The organism is Methyloceanibacter methanicus (assembly GCF_001723285.1).
Lineage (GTDB): Bacteria > Pseudomonadota > Alphaproteobacteria > Rhizobiales > Methyloligellaceae > Methyloceanibacter > Methyloceanibacter methanicus.
Window position 1 is genome coordinate 64,513 of sequence record NZ_LPWG01000004.1, and the last position, 17,759, is coordinate 82,271.

Sequence of the window (17,759 nt, forward strand, 5' to 3'; positions counted from 1 at the left end):
CAACCAAGAGAGACCTTTGAACGCCACAGCCAAAACGCAACCGCCGCGCGCCTGGCAGCGCATGCTCAGTGGGCGGCGGCTGGATCTTCTCGATCCCTCGCCGCTCGACATCGAGGTCGAAGACATCGCGCACGGGCTGGCGCGCGTCGCCCGCTGGAACGGACAGACTCATGGCGACCACACCTTCTCCGTGGCCGAACACAGCCTGCTCGTCGAGGCGATCGTGCGCGATCTCTGCCCGTCCGTGCCGACGGCCGAGCAGCTTGCGGCGCTTCTCCACGATGCCCCGGAATACGTGATCGGCGACCTGATCAGCCCCTTCAAGGCCGCCTTGTCTCTCGACTACCGCACCTTCGAAGCACGGCTCCTGGCGGCGATCCATGTCCGTTTTGGGCTCCCGACGGAACTGCCGGACGAGACGAGCGCCCTGATCAAACGCGCCGACAGGATCGCCGCCTATTACGAGGCCGTGGGCCTTGCGGGGTTCTCCCGATCCGAAGCCCGGAAGTTCTTCGGGCAGCCCAAGGGGCTGAGCCCTGCTCTGGTCACAACTCTGACCGCGTTACGCCCCGTTCCCGCGTCAGAAGGCGAGAAAAGGTTCTTGAAACGCTTTCACGAGCTTGCCAGATGAATAGCGTACAGACGGCCGTCGAATCGCTACATTAGAGAGCCCCATGGAAACGCTGACATTCGATAGAGATGCCCTGGCGGAGCCGGAGACCTTGTCGCCGGACACGTTGCTCGTCTGCCCGTTGAGCCGGGTCCAAGCAACGGTGACGATGGCGCGCGTGAGCCACTTGGTGACGCTGATCAACGGGGAAACTCTGATCGATACGCCGGAGACCATCGGTCAGGACCGGCATTTGCGGCTATCCATGAACGATATCGCCGAACCCCGCGACGGCCTCGTCGTGCCAAGCGAGGACCACGTGGCCAAGCTCATTCAGTTCGCCGAGGACTGGGACCAGAACGCACCCCTGCTGATTCATTGTTGGGCCGGCATCAGCCGTTCCACGGCGGGCGCCTTCGTCGTGCTGTGTGCGCTCAATCCGCGTGCGGACGAGCACGCGCTTGCCCGCGCTCTGCGCCGCGCCTCACCGACCGCCTATCCCAACCGGCGCATCGTCGCCCTCGCGGACGACGTGCTCGGGCGTGGCGGCCGCATGAACGCGGCCGTGGATCACATCGGGCGCGGCCTTCTGGCCGAAGAAGGCAAAGTCTTTTCGCTGCCCGCGCGTCACGCGGTCTAAACCATGCCCGGCACTCGGCGCCATAACGCGGCTGCCCGAGACTTTTCCGCCGACGACCCGTCCGCCAACAATCCGCAAATCGAACTCGGCCTCAACGCGGCGATCGTCATGGTCCGCGACCAGCAGCCCCATATCCTCGTGGTGCGCCCGGGGATCGCAGGCGACGAGTCCCGGGATGCCCTGCCCTTCGGTCCCTTCGCGCCGCGGGCACACCGCACGCTCGAAATCGGACTGCGCGAATGGGTGGAGCGGCAGACGGGAATCGAGCTCGGCTATGTGGAACAGCTGTACACCTTCGGCGACCGCGGCCGGCACGCCGAGCCCGGCGGCGCCCATACGCTCTCCGTCGGTTATCTGGCTTTGACCCGGGGCACGACCGCCGAAATGCGCGGGGCGCATTGGTCGCCCTGGTATGCGTACTTCCCGTGGGAGGACTGGCGGGACGGCAAACCGCAAATCCTCACCGACGAGATCGAGCCGCGCCTGAAGGCATGGGCCGAACGGCCCCCGTCCCCGGGCGAGCCCATCCGGCCCTTGCGGCGTCCCGAACGGCTCAAGATCGGCTTCGGTATCGGTGCCCGCTGGGACGAAGAGAAGGTTCTGGAGCGCTACGAACTGCTGTACGAGGCCGGGCTTGTGGAGGAAGCGCTGCGCGATGGCCGCTCGGCGGCGGACCGTTGGGGCGACCTGCCGGAACTCGGCCGCCCCATGGCGCTCGACCACCGGCGCATTCTCGCAACAGCCATGGGCCGTGTGCGCGGCAAGCTGAAATACCGGCCCGTCGTGTTCGAATTGCTGCCGCCGGAATTCACGCTTTACGACTTGCAAAAGACGGTCGAGGCGATTTCGGGGACGTTGCTGCACAAGCAGAACTTCCGGCGGCTCGTCGAAAAGGGGGGACTCGTCGAACCCACGGGAAATGTCTCCACCGAGACGGGCGGACGTCCCGCCAAGCTCTACCGCTTTCGCCGTGAAGTTGTTCTGGAGCGCCCCGCGCCCGGGTTGCGCGTGAGCGCGGGCCGCAGTTGACGCTGGTCCCTTGAACGTCAGCCGCGAAGGGCCGACATTGCAACCGAACCCTACCCGCGTCTTCAGCATTGGCCGCCCATGACCCCCCTGAGTTCCGCAAGACTCCTGAACACCATTGCCCGGTCTCTCGCCGCCACTCTGATCGCCGTCTTGGCATTTGGCCCCGGACCGGCCTTGGCGCTTTCGAAGACCCTCACGACCGAGACGGGCCCGGTCGCGTCGAGACGGTCGCGGAGGGCCTCAATCACCCTTGGGGCATGGTGTTCCTGCCGGACGGCCAGATGCTGGTGACGGAACGCGTGGGCACGCTGCGGCGCGTGCGCCCGGACGGGTCGGTGTCCGCTCCCCTCTCCGGCGTGCCGGAGGTCGTGGCTAAGGGCCAAGGCGGCCTGCTCGACATCGCGCTCGATCCCGATTTCGCCGCCAACAAGCTGATCTATCTGTCCTATGCCGAACCCGGCGAGGGCGGCGCCGGCACGGCCGTGGCGCGCGGCCGGCTCGAGGGCGACGGGCTGCAGGACCTCAAAGTCATCTTTCAGCAGACCCCCAAAGCCAAAGGCCGCAATCACTTTGGCGGCCGGCTCGCCTTCGCGCCCGACGGGACGCTCTTCGTCACACTCGGCGACCGGTTCGAATTCGACCCCGCGCAGGATCTCGCAAGCCATCTTGGCAAGATCGTCCGCATCAACCCGGACGGGTCCGTCCCGCAGGATAATCCCTTTATCGGGCAAAAGGACGCGCAGCCGGAAATCTGGTCCTTGGGCCACCGCAACGTGGAGAGCGCCGCGATCGACCCCAAGACCGGCAAGCTCTGGACCCTGGAATTCGGCCCCAGAGGCGGCGACGAACTGAACCGCCCCGCGCCAGGTGAAAATTACGGCTGGCCGCTCGTCAGCTGGGGCAAGCACTATGACGGCACGGACATCCCCAATCCGCCGACCCGGCCGGAATTCGCCGATGCGGTCCGCCAGTGGACACCGGTCATCTCGCCATCGGGCGCGACCTTCTATACGGCCGAGCCGGTTCCGGGCTGGACCGCGGAGACCATTCCGGACTGGACCGGAGACCTGCTCGTGGGCGGGCTGTCCTCTCAGAGCATCATCCGCCTCACGATCGACGGCGAGACGGTGACCGGCGAGGAACGCATTCCCCTTGGCGTCCGCGTGCGCAACGTGGTCCAGGGGCCCGACGGGGCCGTCTACGCCCTCACGGATGAAGACAACGGCAAGATCCTGCGGCTGACGGCAGACAGCCAATGAGCCCGTTGCTCTCGCTCGGCTTCATGGGGCGCTTCGGCCGCTCCGCCGCACTGCGGCTGTTCGACGAGGATTTGAAAGCCGTCGACCTTCACCCCAATCTGGTGCCGGAAGCGGTCAAGCTCGCGGCCTTGCGCATCTTGATGGCGCGAACGGACGGAAGCAACCCAAGCGCCGCGAATAGCCGGGCGGCGGCCGAGCTACTCGCCTATTGCATGCTGGGCATCGGAGCCTTCGAATCCGCGAACGGTTCATGGCTCGCTGGCGCGGTTGAAAACCGGATTGACGCGGCGCTCGACGATGATACCAGTTCCGATGCGAAGCTTATCCTCTTGGCTCTTCATGCAAATGTGATTCAGCCCAGCGTCGTCGAGCGCTATAGGTTGGAAGCCGCTTCGGGGTGAGTCCGCCCCAAGATCAGCCCCAAACGTCGCCACATGCCTCGCCTCGCCGCGCGGCCCTGCCCCAACGAGCAACGATTGCCGCCACCCATGACGCAGATCATTTCCATCAAGGGCCTGTCGAAGACTACAAGTCGGGTTTTCAAGCGCTCAAGGCGATCGACCTCGAAATCGACAAGGGCGAGATCTTCGCGCTGCTCGGACCGAACGGGGCGGGCAAGACCACCCTGATCAGCATCATCTGCGGAATCGTGACGCCGAGCGCAGGCACGGTCACGGTGGACGGGCACGACATCATCGACGACTACCGGGCCACGCGCGCCATGATCGGACTGGTTCCCCAAGAACTCACCGCCGACATGTTCGAATCGGTCTGGGCCACGGTCTCCCACAGCCGCGGCCTGTTCGGGAAATGGCCGGACCCGGCCCGTATCGAGAAGGTGCTCAAGGATCTGGCCCTGTGGGACAAGAAGGACTCGAAGCTCATCACGCTGTCCGGCGGGATGAAACGGCGCGTCCTCATCGCCAAGGCACTCTCCCACGAGCCGCAAATCCTGTTTCTCGACGAGCCCACGGCCGGCGTGGACGTGGAACTGCGGAACGAAATGTGGGGCCTCGTGAAGCACCTGAGAGACTCCGGCGTCACCATCATCTTGACCACGCACTACATCCAGGAAGCCGAGGACATGGCCGACCGCATCGGCGTGATCAACAACGGTGAGCTTATCCTCGTGGAGGACAAGCGCGCGCTGATGCACAAGCTCGGCAAGAAGCAGCTCACACTCGAACTCCACGAGGCGATCGAAACGATCCCATCTTCGCTCGAGCAGCATCAGCTGGTCCTCGCGAAGGATGGGAGCGAGCTGGTCTATACGTATGACAGCCAGGGCCAGCGTACGGGCATCACCCATTTGCTGACGGACCTGGCCGACGCGGGCATTCGCTTCCGGGATATCAACACGTCGCAGAGTTCCCTTGAGGAAATCTTCGTCGACCTAGTGAGGCGGGACCAATGAACCTGCCCGCCATCCTTGCGATCTACAAATTCGAGATGGCGCGCTGGGGCCGCACCCTGCTGCAGAGCCTGGTGTCCCCGGTCATCGCAACGTCGCTCTATTTCGTGGTGTTCGGCGCCGCGATCGGCAGCCGCATCAACGAGATCGACGGCGTTCCCTACGGCGCCTTCATCGTGCCGGGGCTCATCATGTTGAACCTCCTGACCCAGAGCGTGGCGAACGCATCCTTCGGCATCTATTTCCCCCGCTTCACGGGAACCATCTACGAGCAGCTCTCCGCGCCGCTGTCGCCGTTCGAGATCGTCGCCGGCTATGTGGGCGCCGCCGCGACGAAATCGATCATCCTCGGTGCGCTCATCCTTGCGACGGCGACCTTGTTCGTCGAGCTCCGGATCGATCATCCGGTCTGGATGGTGTTCTTTCTGGTCCTAACCGCCATCACGTTCAGCCTACTGGGATTCGTGATCGGGCTCTGGGCTGAGGGCTTCGAGCAGCTTCAGCTCGTACCGCTTCTGATCATCACGCCGCTCACCTTCTTGGGCGGGACGTTCTACTCCTTGAGCGTGCTGCCGCCCGTGTGGCAAACGATCTCGCTGCTGAACCCGGTCGTCTATCTGGTCAGTGCTTTCCGCTGGAGCTTTTTCAGCACGGCCGATGTCAGCGTGGAGATCAGCCTTGCCATGATCGCCCTGTTCCTCGTCCTGTGCCTCGGCGCGGTCTGGTGGGTGTTCAAGACGGGCTATCGCCTCAAGAGCTAACGGCAAGGCCCGTTCCACACGCGTCCCGGTGAATTCTGTGGAGGGCGGCGCCTCTCAAACGCATATGTGCCACCAAGCATAGGCGTCCGCGCGCGCGCATGGTACTGAACCCCATGGCGGAGATTCAGGGTCAATCGGTACGGGACGGCGAGCCGACACTTCACCGGTCGGTCGGGCCATTTCAAATGGCGCTTTACGGGCTCGGCAGCATGCTGGGCGCTGGCATTTACGGTCTGATCGGCAAGGCCGCAGGCGAAGTCGGCAACGCCGTTTGGCTCGCGTTTCTCGTCGCGCTCGTCGCCGCACTCCTGACAGCCTTGTCCTACGCTTCGCTCGGTTCGCGCTATCCGCGGGCGGCAGGCGCTGTCTACGTGGCCCAGCGGGCTTACGGTTTCCCGCTCCTGAGCTTCATGGTGGGGCTGGCCTTGGTCTGTTCGGGCCTCACCTCGATCGCCACCCAGTCGCGCGTGTTCGGCGCCAATTTCATCGAGCTCTTCGGTCTCGACACTCTGCCCGTCGCCGCGATCGCGTTGTGCTACCTGTTCGGCACGACGGTGATCATCTATCGCGGCATTCAGGAAGCCATGTGGGTCAACGTCTTGTGCACCGTGGTCTCGATCGCCGGTCTTCTCCTCGTGGTGGCGGTCGGCGCATCCTATTGGGGCTCGGTCGACTATCTCGAAACGCCGCCCACCAACGACAACGGCGAGACGGCCCTGATCGTCATCCAAGGCGCGGTGCTGGCCTTCTTTGCCTTTATCGGCTTCGAGGACATGTACAACGTCGCCGAGGAAGTCCGCGAGCCGGAGAAGACCATTCCGATCGGACTGATCTCGGCTATGCTGATCGCCGCGCTCATCTATATCGCCGTGGCGATCACCGCCGTGTCCGTCGTGCCGTGGCAGGATCTGGCGACGGCCCCCGGTCCCATCACCGAAGTGGTGGCGCGCGCCGCGCCGTTCATTCCACCCATCCTCTTCACGGCCATCACCATCTTCGCGGTGGCCAATACCGGGCTCGTGAATTTCGTGACGGCCTCGCGCCTGCTCTACGGCATGGCGCGGCAGAATCTCCTGCCGGACCACCTCGGCAAGATCCATCGCCATCGCCGGACGCCGCATATCGCCATCCTGGTCCTGTTTCTCATCCTCGTGCCGCTGGCCCTCATGGGCACGATCGCCGAGCTGGCCGCGGCCACGGTTTTGCTGCTGCTCACGGTCTTCTCCGTGGTGAACGGCGCGCTGTTCGTCTTGAAAGGACGCAAAGGCGAACCGCCGGGCCGGTTCGAAATCCCACGCATCATCCCGGCCCTGGGATTTCTCGTGTGCGTTGGGCTGATCGTGGTGCGCGTATCGACGGGCGACTGGCGTGCGCCCGCCATTGCCGGATCCCTGTTGCTGGCCTGCTTCCTGATCTACGTGCTCATGCGGCGGCTCGATCCGGAAGCCATCAGCGAGATCGGCGAAGACGGATAGGCACGGCCGGCCCGCGCCGCGCGCCTCGCCCCAACGCATCTCGCCTGCGGGCCCTCAAGGGCTCGTCTTCGCGAGGCTTCCATTGATTGGTTTGCGCTGGGGTGCCGGTGTCGGAGCCTCGTCGGGCGACGATGGCGTTGCCGCGGACTCCGACGACGTCGCTTCCTTCTTGACGGCGGCGGAAAGGCCGTCGAGCTTGTAGACGTCTTTGAAGGTCTGCAGTGTCCCCGCATCGTCCACCACGGCGGTGAAATAGGTCATGTGGACGGGAATCGGCTTGGTGAGCTTGACCCGGCTCGTCTTTCCGCTCGCGATCTGCTGGCGGACATTCGCGGCGCTCGAGCCATTGCTCGCGGCCAGAATGCGCACGGCCAATTTGTCAGCATTGTCGACGCGCGGGTCCTTGTCGCCCTCCGCTCGCGTATCCCGGGCGAACTTGCCGTGGAAGGTCGTGTCGCGCATGAAGACCTTGCGGTCGTTCGGATAGAGAAACTGTACCTTGCCCATGATGTTCGTGCGGCCCGGTTTCTGCACGAAGGTGAGAGTCGACACGTTGACCTTCTTCCAATCGATCGTCTTGGGATCGACCGTCTTGCCGCCGCGTTTCACGGTCAGCCCGTACTGATCGAGGATGGCCGTGTTGCCGCTGCCGCCGAAGAAGGATCCGGCGCCCCGGAGCTTGGGAAGAACGTCGCGGCGGATGACGTAGGAGGGGACGATGCGTTCCGGGTTGAGCACGATCTCGGTCATGTCCGCCGTCAAGATCGGGGTCGGCGAGCCAGCCGCGCCGACGACGACCTTCTCCGATTCGACCGTCTTGCCGTCTTCAACCACGTGCAGCATGAATTCGGGAATGTTGAGCCAAACATAACTGGCCCCGAGCTGCTCGGGCATCCAGCGCCAGCGGTCCATGTTGCGGCGCAGGAGCAAATCTTCGTCTTCGGACTTCGCCTTGCCCAGCACCGTGCGCAACTTCGCGAACTGCTCGTGCTTGGGGTGAAGACCGAGGAGAACCGTATCGGGCGCAGACGCAACTGCCAGTTCCTTGAGCACCTCTTCGGGCGGACGAACGGCCGGGCTGTACTCGTAAAGTTCGCTGATCTCCTTGGGCGCCACCAAGCCGCCGCGTGCGGCGCGGGCATATTTCAGAGCGGCGAGACTGATCGCCAGCTCCGTGGCCGCTTGGTCCTCCGCCGTGCTGGGTTCGTAGTCCTTGGGTGGAACCGGGAAGGCCGTTGGATCGAGCCCCCATTCGTCCGCGCTGGCGACGACCTTCAGGACGGCCTCGCCATTGTCCGAGAGCCCCGCGGTCGTGAGCCATAAAGCCGGCCCGGTGCGCGTCTCGTAAAACGCTCTCAGCGCTGCGATATCATCCGTATGCTGCTCTTTTTCCACGCTCGGCTTTTCGAGCTGCACCTTAATCTCATCGGCGATGAGCAGTTCCTGCGGGGGCGCTCCGGCAGTCTCGTCCTCCTCGTCAAGGGGCTTTGCAGCGCCGCGCCGGGATGGTCGGGAATCTGGAGAATGACCGCTTCGTCAGCGAGCGCCGGCACACTCTGAGCCGACGCCGCCAGGCCGAACAGAAGCGCAAGGGCGAAGCCACCCAGGTCCTTCAGGATCGCGACTGAAACACGCCCACGCATCCTACAAACCCCGCTTATGGCGACAGGGTAGTCCGGGTTACCCCTTTCTGCCAACCGGAACTCCCCCCGGCATCGGCCTGCCACATGCAGGCGGGACTTCGAGTAACGCCTTGAACGGCCGCATGAAAATTGTGCGAAGCAGCGACGCCTTGAAGAATAAGGACAATTGCCTATACTCACTGTGAGAATAGCGCCAACAAGCTTGGACGAGACAACGCGCCGGCCTTGCGCCGGGCCTTTTTAGACCCACCATATACTCATATTGAGTATATTTAGAGGAGGCCATCACCGATGGAGTCTGTTCATACCGGGAGCCCGGAATGGGAAGCCAAGGCGCAGGCTGTCTTGCCGCCGTCCCTCGTTCCGGACCTCGCCTATACGCCCGAGGTGGCTGCCGAGACCGCGCATCTGTATGAGCGCGTCGCGCGCGTGATTCCGCCCGTCGAGTGGCCTCGATTCGCCCCTTACGTCAAAGCGATCAACGATCTGAAACAGGTCCGCAACGCCGTGGTGCTGGCGCACAACTACATGACGCCGGAGATCTACAACTGCGTCGCCGATGTCGTCGGCGACTCGCTGCAGCTCGCTCGCGAAGCCGCGAAAGCGGACGCGGAGGTGATCGTGCAGGGCGGCGTGCATTTCATGGCCGAGACGTCGAAGCTGCTCAATCCCGACAAGAAGGTCCTGATCCCCGATCTGCGCGCCGGCTGTTCGCTGGCGGAGTCGATCACGGGCGAGGACGTCCGCGCGCTGCGCGAGGCCTATCCCGGCGTTCCCGTGGTGACCTATGTGAACACCTCGGCCGACGTGAAAGCGGAGTCCGATATCTGCTGCACGTCGTCGAACGCCGTGCGCGTGGTCGAGTCGCTCGGCGCGAAGCGCGTGATCATGATCCCCGACGAGTTCCTCGCCAAATGGGTCCAGACCCAGACGGATGTGGAGATCATTACCTGGAAGGGGCACTGCGAGGTGCATGAGCGCTTCACCGCCGAGGAGCTTCGCGCCTATCGCGAAAGCGATCCCGGCGTGAAGATCATCGCCCATCCCGAATGCCCGCCCGAGGTCATCGACGAGGCCGACTTCACCGGTTCGACCTCCAGCATGATCAAATGGGTCGAGGACAATCAGCCCTCCAAGGTGCTGCTGGTGACCGAGTGCTCCATGAGCGACAACGTGGCCGTGGAGGCGCCGAACACGGAGTTCGTGCGCCCCTGCAATCTCTGCCCGCACATGAAGCGCATCACGCTGCCGAAGATCCTCGATAGCCTCATCTTCATGAAGGAAGAAGTGATCATCGATCCGGCCGTCATCGAGCCGGCCCGCGCCGCCGTCGAGCGGATGATCAATCTCAATCACTAGCGCCACAACTCAGCCCTACGCCGAAAGGACAGCGATGAACAACGGCAGCACCTCTCTTGTGCCGAACAACGCCGCCGACGGCGTGGTCGTCGTGGGCGCAGGTCTTGCGGGTCTGTTTACGGCCCTCAAGCTCGCGCCGCTCAAGGTGACCGTCATCTCGCCGGCGCCGATCGGCGAAGGTGCCTCCAGCGCTTGGGCGCAGGCCGGCATCGCCGCCGCGCTTTCTGAAGGCGATACGCCCGAGGACCATGCGGCCGACACCGTGCGCGCTGGCGCAGGTTTGGTCGACGAGGCGGTGGCGCTGCTGATGGCACGGGAGGCGCGCGCGCGGATCGAGGACCTGCTGCAGTACGGGGTGCCGTTCGACAAGGATCTCGAGGGCCGGCTGACCTTCGGCCATGAGGCCGCGCACCGCACCAATCGTATTTTGCATGTGAAGGGCGACAGGGCGGGCCGCGCCATCATGGGCGCGATCACCGCCGCGGTTCGAAAGACGCCGTCGATCACCGTGCTCGAGGGCGTGGCCGCGCGCGACCTGGTCGTGCGGAACGGGCGGGCGCAGGGCGTCGTCCTTGCCCCGACCGGCGAAGATTCGCAGACACACACTTTCGTTTTGCCCACGCGCGCCGTGGTGCTCGCGACTGGCGGTGCCGGCCACATTTATTCGGTGACCACCAACCCCGTCGAAGCGCGGGGCGAAGGCGTCGCCATTGCAGCCCGTGCCGGCGCAGTGATCGCCGATGCGGAGTTCGTTCAATTCCATCCCACCGCGATCGATATCGGCCGCGATCCGGCGCCGCTTGCCACCGAGGCGCTTCGGGGCGCGGGCGCGCTGCTCATCAACCGCAAGGGCGAGCGCTTCATGCGCGCGGTGCATGAAGACGCCGAGCTCGGCCCGCGCGACGTGGTGGCGCGCGCCGTCCATCGCGAGGTCGTCGGCGGACGCGGCGCGTTTCTCGACTGCCGTCCCATCGGCCCCGGCATCGCCGAGGAATTCCCGACGGTCGTTTCGACCTGCCGGTCGGCCGGGATCGACCCCGGCGCAAGAACCCATCCCCGTGCGCCGGCAGCGCATTACCACATGGGCGGTATCCTGGTGGACGTGCAGGGCCGCAGCACCGTCGATGGCTTGTGGGCCTGCGGCGAGGTGACCTCCACGGGCGCGCACGGCGCCAATCGCCTTGCCTCGAACTCCCTGCTGGAGGCGGTCGTGTTCGGCGCGCGCGTGGCCGAGGACATCGCCACCGCCCTGCCCCCGCTGCCACCGCAGACTCTGCAGGCGGTCGCGCGCGGCAGCGTGCCGGCGCAGCCGAACGCGAGGCGGAGCGGACGCTGCGCGAGACCATGTCGGCAAAAGTGGGCGTGGTCCGGGACGCGGAAGGGCTCTCCGAAGCGCTCGGCACCATCGTCGCGCTGGAGCGCGACAACGAGGGCGACCCGCAACTTGCGAACAGCTCGTCACGCAAAATTCGTCGCCGCGGCGGCCTTCGCGCGGACCGAAAGCCGCGGCGCGAATTTCCGCAGCGACTACCCGGGGCCCGACGAGGCGCAAGCACACCGCAGCATGTGGACCCTGAAAGACGCCGACGCGATCGCGCGTGAGGCTGCGGGGATCGCCAGCCCGCCGCGCCTGCGGATCGTCAGCCAAGGATAGGTCCGGTTCCGCCGCGCGGTCCCGGAATCACGGAGAGGCGTCCCATGGACTACCCGCTTCCCGAATATTTGGTGGAAAAGGCGGTACGCGAGGCCCTCGCAGAAGACTTGGGCCTTGCCGGCGACATCACCACCGATCCGATTATCCCGGAGGACGCCAGGGGCGCCGCGGCCATCGTCGTGCGCGAACCGGGCCGTATCGCTGGACTCGATCTCGCCGAGGCCGCGTTTCGCGCGCTCGATCCCGGCGTGAAATTCGAACGTCTCTTGGACGACGGCGCCGCCGCCGAAGCGGGCGCCACGATTGCCCGCGTCGAAGGCAAGACGCGCGCGCTGCTGACGGGCGAGCGGACGGCCCTGAACTTTTTTGGGCGCCTTTGCGGGATCGCCACCCTGACGGCGGCCTTTGTCGCGAAGGTCGAAGGAACGGGCGCGCGTATCGCGGACACGCGCAAGACGACGCCTGGACTGCGGGCCTTCGAGAAATACGCGGTGCGCTGCGGCGGCGGCGCGAACCATCGCTTCGGCCTCCATGATGCCGTGCTCGTCAAGGACAACCACATCGCCGCGGCAGGCGGGCTTGGGTCCGCCTTGGAGCGCTTACGCGCGCGTGCCGGGCACATGGTCAAGATCGAGGTCGAAGTGGACACCCTCGATCAGCTTCGCGATGCGTTGCAATTCCCAATCGACGCGGTGCTGCTCGACAATATGGATGTCCCGACGCTGAGAGAGGCCGTGGCCCTCGCGCAAGGCAAGGTGCTGACGGAAGCGTCTGGCGGCGTCAATCTGGAGACAGTGGCGGCAATCGCGGAAACGGGCGTCGACCTGATCTCAGTCGGAGCCCTTACTCACTCGCCCCGTAACCTAGACTCATCACTTGAGTGGACGCCGTAGAACTCGTCCCGGTCACGGAACTGACGGAGTCGGTCACGGCTTGCACGGCTGACGCCAGTGACAGCGTCGGCAGGAGATAACCGGTGTCGCTATCCATATCGTCCGCATCGGTCTCGGCGTCGAGGGCGGCTTCGACCGCGTAGGGCTCTTCGCCGCGTTTCTTGTAGAAAATGTGCCGGCCGATCTTGTCGATCCGGTTCATGCGGCGGGCCCAGCGCGGCCGCACGTAGTTCGCATGATAGAAGGTCGAATATCCGACTTCCGGCAGCCAATGCTCTCCGGCCATGAAGCTCTTGGCCAGATCCTGTGCCTTCGCCCATTGGCCCTTGTCGCGCGGATTGTCGGAATGGCCGTCGCACGTAAAGGAGAACTGGCAGCCCCGGCGGTGCTGTCCTTGGTAGACCACGCCGCAGATCGTCTGCGGGAATTTGGGACTACGCACCCGGTTGAGGATCACTTGGGACACGGCGATCTGGCCTTTCAGCGGCTCGCCGCGCGCTTCGAAATAGATGGCCGTGGCCAGGCAGTGGCGCTCGCGCTCTTCGAACTCGGCCTGGGTCTCGCCCTTGTAACGGAAGTCCAGCGCTTCCTCGGACGGACGGTAGGCGATGTCGTGCGGATCCGGACGGAAGGCATCGACCTGGAAATCGGCATTGAAGGGCGAGGCGTAGCCGGCCGTTTGGAATAGAGCGCTCTCAGGGGTCCGCCGCTCCGAAACGACGAGCGAGGCGGGTTTGACGGCGGCGTCCTCGCGCTCGTCTTTCTCATCGCCGGCGGCCCTCGAGAAACTCGGCATGCCGGTGAGGCTCGCCGTGACCATGGGCCGTACGGGCTGTGAGGCGGACACGGCGAAGCGGTCGGCGCGCGGGCCCTTGCCGTCTTCGTAGAACAGGCGGGCGGCCGCGGTGGAGACCATCCTGGGTTCGGGCGCGGCGGCGGTGCGAATAACGTTGGAAACGGTCCCGGGAGCGGCAGGAACAGTTCGACCTCGGCGCTGAACAGGCTGCCGGACGCAACTGCGTAACCCACACCGATGAACGGGAGCAGTACGAGCGCAGCGGCGGCGTACCACATCCGACGAACGCGTCGGCCCATTGTCCCTCCAGGTCCCCGTACGGATGGCTGACCAGTAACCCGCCTTCGCGAGCGTCCCCCTGGACCGGCCGTCCGAAACTTCTTACCCCGTCAAACGTGCTGATCGATCAACACGTTCCCGGGGCGTCCCCAAAATTTCCCAAGCGACTGGTTGGAAGTGAACCGACGGACCGTCGGTGCAAAGCCCCCTACCGGTTCGAACCCGGGACCCCGTTGTTTGCCTTAACAAGCAGCGATTATTCTAGATCAATCTGTGCATATCGGCAACGCTCTACAATTTCTACAAAGACTGGCTAACGATCCGTTACCGCTTGCTTTTTCAGGGCTGCCTGGGCTGCGGCGAGACGCGCAACAGGCACCCGATAGGGGGAGCAGGACACGTAGGTGAGGCCAATTTGTTCGCAGAAACCAATGGTTTCCGGATCGCCGCCATGCTCGCCGCAAACGCCGATCTTCAGGTCCGGACGCACGGCCCGGCCACGCTCGACACCGATTTCCATGAGTTCTCCGACTGCGTTATCGAGCGTCATAAAGGGATCGTGGTTAATGATCCCCTTGTCGGCGTATTCTCCCAGGAATCGGCCCGCATCGTCGCGGCTGAGGCCGAACGTCGTTTGGGTCAGATCGTTGGTTCCAAAGGAGAAAAACTCGGCCGCCTCGGCGATTTCGCCCGCCACCAGACAGGCGCGCGGCAGTTCGATCATGGATCCCACCTCGAGGCGACGCTCGTCTCGCGTTCCTTCTCCCGCGCGCGCCGTAACCGTGATGCGCTCTTTGACAAGGTCGAGCTCGCGCTTGGTCGCCACCAGCGGCACCATGATCTCGGGGCGCACCCGGTGGTGAAGTTCCTTTCCGGTCTCGATGGCCGCCTCGAAGATCGCCCGGGCCTGCATGTCGACGATCTCCGGATAGGTGACGAGCAATCGCGCCCCGCGCTGGCCGAGCATGGGGTTGAACTCCCTGAGAACGCCGATGCGGCGCTTGAGCTGGGCGATGCTGACCCCCATGGACTCCGCCACGTCCGCGATCGCGTCTTCCTCGTTCGGCAGGAACTCGTGGAGCGGCGGGTCGAAAAGGCGGATCGTCACCGGCAATCCGGCCATGATCTCGAACAGCTCGATGAAGTCCTGGCGCTGCGCCGGCAGGAGATCGGCTAGCGCCGCGCGCCGCGCCTCCTTCGTCTCCGCCAGGATCATCTCGCGCATGGCGACGATTCGGTTGTCCTGGAAGAACATGTGTTCGGTGCGGCACAGCCCGATGCCCTCGGCGCCGAAATCCCGCGCATGGCGCGCATCGGCCGGGGTGTCGGCATTGGCCCGCACCTCCATGCGCCGCAGACCGTCGGCCCAGTGCATCAGCGTCGAAAAATCCTCCGACAGCTCGGGCTGCCGCATGGTCACGCGCCCTTTGATGAGCTTGCCGGACGAGCCGTCGATGGTGACGACGTCGCCCTTGTGCAGAACGATGCCGCCCGCCTCGAGCGTTTCGTGTTCCAGATCGATATGGGGGCCGCGGCCCCGGCCACGCACGGACGGCCCATCGCCGCGCGCCACCACCGCCGCGTGGCTGGTCATCCCTCCACGCGTGGTCAAGACGCCGGCGGATGCATGCATGCCCTGGACGTCTTCGGGCGAGGTCTCGATCCGCGCCAGAATGACGGTGTGCCCTTGGGACTTCATGTGCACCGCTTCGTCCGCGTCGAAGACGATCTCGCCGGACGCCGCACCAGGCGATGCGGGCAAGCCCTTCACCAGCACCGTCATGTCCGCGTTGGGGTCGAGCGTCGGGTGGAGGAGCTGGTCGAGCTGCGCCGGGTTGATCCTCTCCACCGCCTCTTCCTTGGTGATGATGCCCTCGTCGGCCATATCGACGGCGATCTTCAGCGCGGCCTGCGTCGAGCGTTTGCCCGCGCGCGTTTGCAGCATGAAGAGTTCGCCGGCCTCGACCGTGAACTCGATGTCCTGGAGATCGCGGAAGTGCCGCTCCAACTTGGCGCAGGCGTCCTTCAACTTGGCGAACGCGTCCGGCATCAGGGCTTCGAGCGAGGGTTTTCCGTTCCCATTGACCGCGCCGGCTCTCTCGGTGAGCGGTTGAGGCGTGCGCAGCCCCGCGACCACGTCCTCGCCCTGGGCATTCAGGAGAAACTCGCCGAACAACTCGTTGACGCCCGTGGAGGGGTTGCGCGTGAACACGACGCCGGTGGCGCTGTTGTCGCCCTTGTTGCCGAACACCATGGTCTGGACGGTGACAGCGGTGCCCCAATCGTCGGGAATGTCGTGCAGCCGCCGGTAGGCGATGGCGCGCGCATTCTGCCACGATCCGAACACCGCGGAGATGGCGCCCCATAGCTGGTCGCGCAGGCTCTGCGGAAACCGCAAGGTGAGCTCCTTTTCGACCAACCCTTTGTAACGGCCGACAATCTCGATCCAGTCGTCCGCCTGGAGTTCGGGATCGAGCTCGAAACCCTTCAGGGCCTTGTAGTTTTCGAGAATGTCTTCGAACAGCCCATGGTCGAGCCCGAGCACCACGTCCGCATACATCTGGATGAAGCGCCGATAGGTGTCGTAGGCGAAACGGCGGTCGCCGGTCCGCCGGGCCAGGCCCTCGACGGTCTCGTCGTTGAGACCGAGATTGAGAACCGTGTCCATCATGCCGGGCATGGACGGCGCGCGCGCGCCGGACCGGACCGACACGAGCAGCGGATGGTCCACGTCGCCGAAATGCGCCCCGCTATACGCGGCCATCTTCACAAGCGCTTCGTCCACCATGGGCTTCAGTTCTTCGGGGAGGCGCCGGCCGTTCTCGTAATAGGCCGCGCACACATCCGTGGCGATGGTGAAACCGGGCGGTACGGGAAGCCCGATACGCGACATTTCGGCGAGGTGTGCGCCCTTGCCCCCGAGGCGGTCCTTGTCCGCGGCGGAGCCGTCGGCGCGTCCACCGCCGAAGCTGTACACCCATTTGGGCGCCTGATCCGCCATCCGGTCTCGTTTCCTCTGTTGCGTTGTCGATGCCCTGGTCCGGCCCCTCTTTTAGACCGTCTGGTGCATTGCACACAAACGGGCAAAGGCGGGACCCTTAAGAGCGCGGCACTATGGTCGCATGGGGCGCCGGTTCTTCGCGTTCCAATGGGTGAGGAAGTCGCCCCCCGGTATGACCCGGGCATTCGGCGGGGCGGACACGCCATAGGTCCAGGCGAGAATGCCGCCGCCACCGATCAGCGACACGTCGAGGGAAATCCGCGCGTAGTTCGGATCGCCATGCTCGTAGGCGTCGAGCTCGGCCAGAAGCCGGTCTCCGGGCGGCAAGGCAAACACGTCGCCGATGATGCGGGTCGGTGCGTTTTCGTCGAACAGCGCCGCGGGATACCAGCCCATGTCGTAGAGCTTGCCGGTTGCGCGGGCCTGGCCCACGTGACGCGCTTGGGCCGCGAGGCGCCGTGCCATGGGATGGTTGCTGCCTTGACGGAGCGTGCCGTAGACAAAGATGTGGCCCGGCTCGCTCATTCCGGCAGGTCGATGCGCCCGTCCTCTCGAAGGGGCCAAAGCGGATTGTACGCCACCTCCCAGACATGGCCGTCGAGGTCTGCGAAATAACCGTTGTAGCCACCCCAGAAGACCATCTCTGCCGGCTTGAGCAGCGTCGCCCCGGCTGCCTGTGCGTTGATCAGCATCGCATTCACTTCGTGCTCACTGGCACAGTTCATGGCAACGACAATTCCACCATTGCCGGTCCATAGCTCTTCGGCCTTGGCGTCCTCACGCTGCGCATCGCGGCCCCAGAGCGCTAGAACGATCGCGCCCGCCTGAATGAAGGTAACGGCGTCCTGGCTCGCGCTCGATTTTTTGAAGCCGAGCCGCTCGTAGAAGGCGGTTGCCTTGCCGACGTCGGCTACCCCGAGCGTGATGAGACTGACATGCGGTGGCATTC

General features: G+C 64.8%; 15 protein-coding genes and 1 pseudogene. 11 read left to right on the top strand and 5 right to left on the bottom strand.

Going from position 1 to position 17,759, the window contains the following annotated elements; translation table 11 throughout:
- The first annotated feature begins 61 nt into the window (after positions 1–61).
- From AUC68_RS03110 to AUC68_RS03145, 8 genes and pseudogenes are all read left to right on the top strand, one after another.
- Positions 62–631 carry a YfbR-like 5'-deoxynucleotidase gene (locus AUC68_RS03110; RefSeq protein ID WP_069436399.1) on the top strand — a complete coding sequence of 190 codons (570 nt, stop codon included), beginning with the start codon at positions 62–64 and terminating at the stop codon, positions 629–631.
- A gap of 43 nt (positions 632–674) precedes the next feature.
- Positions 675–1,250, top strand: a complete 576-nt coding sequence (locus tag AUC68_RS03115; RefSeq protein WP_244500368.1) for a tyrosine phosphatase family protein — start codon at positions 675–677, stop codon at positions 1,248–1,250.
- A gap of 3 nt (positions 1,251–1,253) precedes the next feature.
- On the top strand, positions 1,254–2,279 hold the full coding sequence (locus tag AUC68_RS03120) for an NUDIX hydrolase (protein WP_425283205.1): 1,026 nt from the start codon (positions 1,254–1,256) through the stop codon (positions 2,277–2,279).
- A 257-nt stretch (positions 2,280–2,536) separates the two neighbouring features.
- Positions 2,537–3,538: a PQQ-dependent sugar dehydrogenase gene (locus AUC68_RS03125; protein ID WP_141701062.1), complete on the top strand. Its 1,002-nt coding sequence runs from the start codon at positions 2,537–2,539 to the stop codon at positions 3,536–3,538.
- Between the two features lie 5 nt (positions 3,539–3,543).
- On the top strand, positions 3,544–3,939 hold the full coding sequence (locus AUC68_RS03130; RefSeq protein ID WP_083240353.1) for a hypothetical protein: 396 nt from the start codon (positions 3,544–3,546) through the stop codon (positions 3,937–3,939).
- 87 nt (positions 3,940–4,026) lie between these two features.
- Positions 4,027–4,952, top strand: a pseudogene (locus AUC68_RS03135) (ABC transporter ATP-binding protein).
- A complete protein-coding gene (locus tag AUC68_RS03140) occupies positions 4,949–5,710 on the top strand; it encodes an ABC transporter permease (protein WP_069436306.1) in 762 nt (253 codons plus the stop codon). Before AUC68_RS03135 ends, AUC68_RS03140 begins: the two are co-directional and overlap by 4 nt.
- Before the next feature lie 98 nt (positions 5,711–5,808).
- Positions 5,809–7,185, top strand: a complete 1,377-nt coding sequence (locus AUC68_RS03145) for an APC family permease (RefSeq protein WP_244500369.1) — start codon at positions 5,809–5,811, stop codon at positions 7,183–7,185.
- Between the two features lie 54 nt (positions 7,186–7,239).
- On the opposite strand, the gene AUC68_RS03150 is transcribed toward AUC68_RS03145, so the two are convergent.
- A complete protein-coding gene (locus tag AUC68_RS03150) occupies positions 7,240–8,601 on the bottom strand; it encodes a L,D-transpeptidase scaffold domain-containing protein (protein WP_069436308.1) in 1,362 nt (453 codons plus the stop codon).
- A 518-nt stretch (positions 8,602–9,119) separates the two neighbouring features.
- On the opposite strand from AUC68_RS03150, the gene nadA reads away from it, so the two are divergent.
- The 3 genes from nadA to nadC are packed head-to-tail and all read left to right on the top strand — an operon-like array spanning position 9,120 to position 12,734.
- A complete protein-coding gene (gene nadA / locus AUC68_RS03155) occupies positions 9,120–10,187 on the top strand; it encodes a quinolinate synthase NadA (protein ID WP_069436309.1) in 1,068 nt (355 codons plus the stop codon).
- A gap of 34 nt (positions 10,188–10,221) precedes the next feature.
- Positions 10,222–11,841 carry an L-aspartate oxidase gene (locus AUC68_RS03160; protein WP_244500370.1) on the top strand — a complete coding sequence of 540 codons (1,620 nt, stop codon included), beginning with the start codon at positions 10,222–10,224 and terminating at the stop codon, positions 11,839–11,841.
- A gap of 44 nt (positions 11,842–11,885) precedes the next feature.
- Entirely contained in the window at positions 11,886–12,734 is an 849-nt protein-coding gene (nadC, locus tag AUC68_RS03165) for a carboxylating nicotinate-nucleotide diphosphorylase (protein WP_069436310.1), read from the top strand.
- On the opposite strand, the gene AUC68_RS03170 is transcribed toward nadC, so the two are convergent.
- The 4 genes from AUC68_RS03170 to AUC68_RS03185 form a co-directional block, all read right to left on the bottom strand.
- Positions 12,685–13,650, bottom strand: coding sequence for a cell wall hydrolase (locus tag AUC68_RS03170; protein ID WP_069436311.1), 966 nt, complete (start codon positions 13,648–13,650; stop codon positions 12,685–12,687). The two genes, nadC and AUC68_RS03170, sit on opposite strands and share 50 nt — an antisense overlap.
- Positions 13,651–14,122: 472 nt before the next feature.
- Positions 14,123–16,810, bottom strand: coding sequence for a pyruvate, phosphate dikinase (gene ppdK, locus AUC68_RS03175; RefSeq protein ID WP_069436312.1), 2,688 nt, complete (start codon positions 16,808–16,810; stop codon positions 14,123–14,125).
- A 111-nt stretch (positions 16,811–16,921) separates the two neighbouring features.
- Complete coding sequence (locus AUC68_RS03180; RefSeq protein ID WP_069436313.1) at positions 16,922–17,335, bottom strand: gamma-glutamylcyclotransferase family protein; 414 nt, start codon at positions 17,333–17,335, stop codon at positions 16,922–16,924.
- Complete coding sequence (locus tag AUC68_RS03185) at positions 17,332–17,757, bottom strand: VOC family protein (RefSeq protein WP_069436314.1); 426 nt, start codon at positions 17,755–17,757, stop codon at positions 17,332–17,334. Before AUC68_RS03185 ends, AUC68_RS03180 begins: the two co-directional genes overlap by 4 nt.
- Positions 17,758–17,759 lie beyond the last annotated feature (2 nt).

Coding starts and splice junctions, on each gene's coding strand:
- AUC68_RS03170 (WP_069436311.1), bottom strand. CDS start 13,650: ATGGTCTCCACCGCGGCCGCCCGCCTGTTCTACGAAGACGGCAAGGGC.
- AUC68_RS03125 (WP_141701062.1), top strand. CDS start 2,537: ATGGTGTTCCTGCCGGACGGCCAGATGCTGGTGACGGAACGCGTGGGC.
- AUC68_RS03180 (WP_069436313.1), bottom strand. CDS start 17,335: ATGAGCGAGCCGGGCCACATCTTTGTCTACGGCACGCTCCGTCAAGGC.
- AUC68_RS03115 (WP_244500368.1), top strand. CDS start 675: ATGGAAACGCTGACATTCGATAGAGATGCCCTGGCGGAGCCGGAGACC.
- AUC68_RS03120 (WP_425283205.1), top strand. CDS start 1,254: ATGCCCGGCACTCGGCGCCATAACGCGGCTGCCCGAGACTTTTCCGCC.
- AUC68_RS03140 (WP_069436306.1), top strand. CDS start 4,949: ATGAACCTGCCCGCCATCCTTGCGATCTACAAATTCGAGATGGCGCGC.
- AUC68_RS03110 (WP_069436399.1), top strand. CDS start 62: ATGCTCAGTGGGCGGCGGCTGGATCTTCTCGATCCCTCGCCGCTCGAC.
- AUC68_RS03160 (WP_244500370.1), top strand. CDS start 10,222: ATGAACAACGGCAGCACCTCTCTTGTGCCGAACAACGCCGCCGACGGC.
- ppdK (WP_069436312.1), bottom strand. CDS start 16,810: ATGGCGGATCAGGCGCCCAAATGGGTGTACAGCTTCGGCGGTGGACGC.
- nadC (WP_069436310.1), top strand. CDS start 11,886: ATGGACTACCCGCTTCCCGAATATTTGGTGGAAAAGGCGGTACGCGAG.
- AUC68_RS03185 (WP_069436314.1), bottom strand. CDS start 17,757: ATGCCACCGCATGTCAGTCTCATCACGCTCGGGGTAGCCGACGTCGGC.
- AUC68_RS03145 (WP_244500369.1), top strand. CDS start 5,809: ATGGTACTGAACCCCATGGCGGAGATTCAGGGTCAATCGGTACGGGAC.
- nadA (WP_069436309.1), top strand. CDS start 9,120: ATGGAGTCTGTTCATACCGGGAGCCCGGAATGGGAAGCCAAGGCGCAG.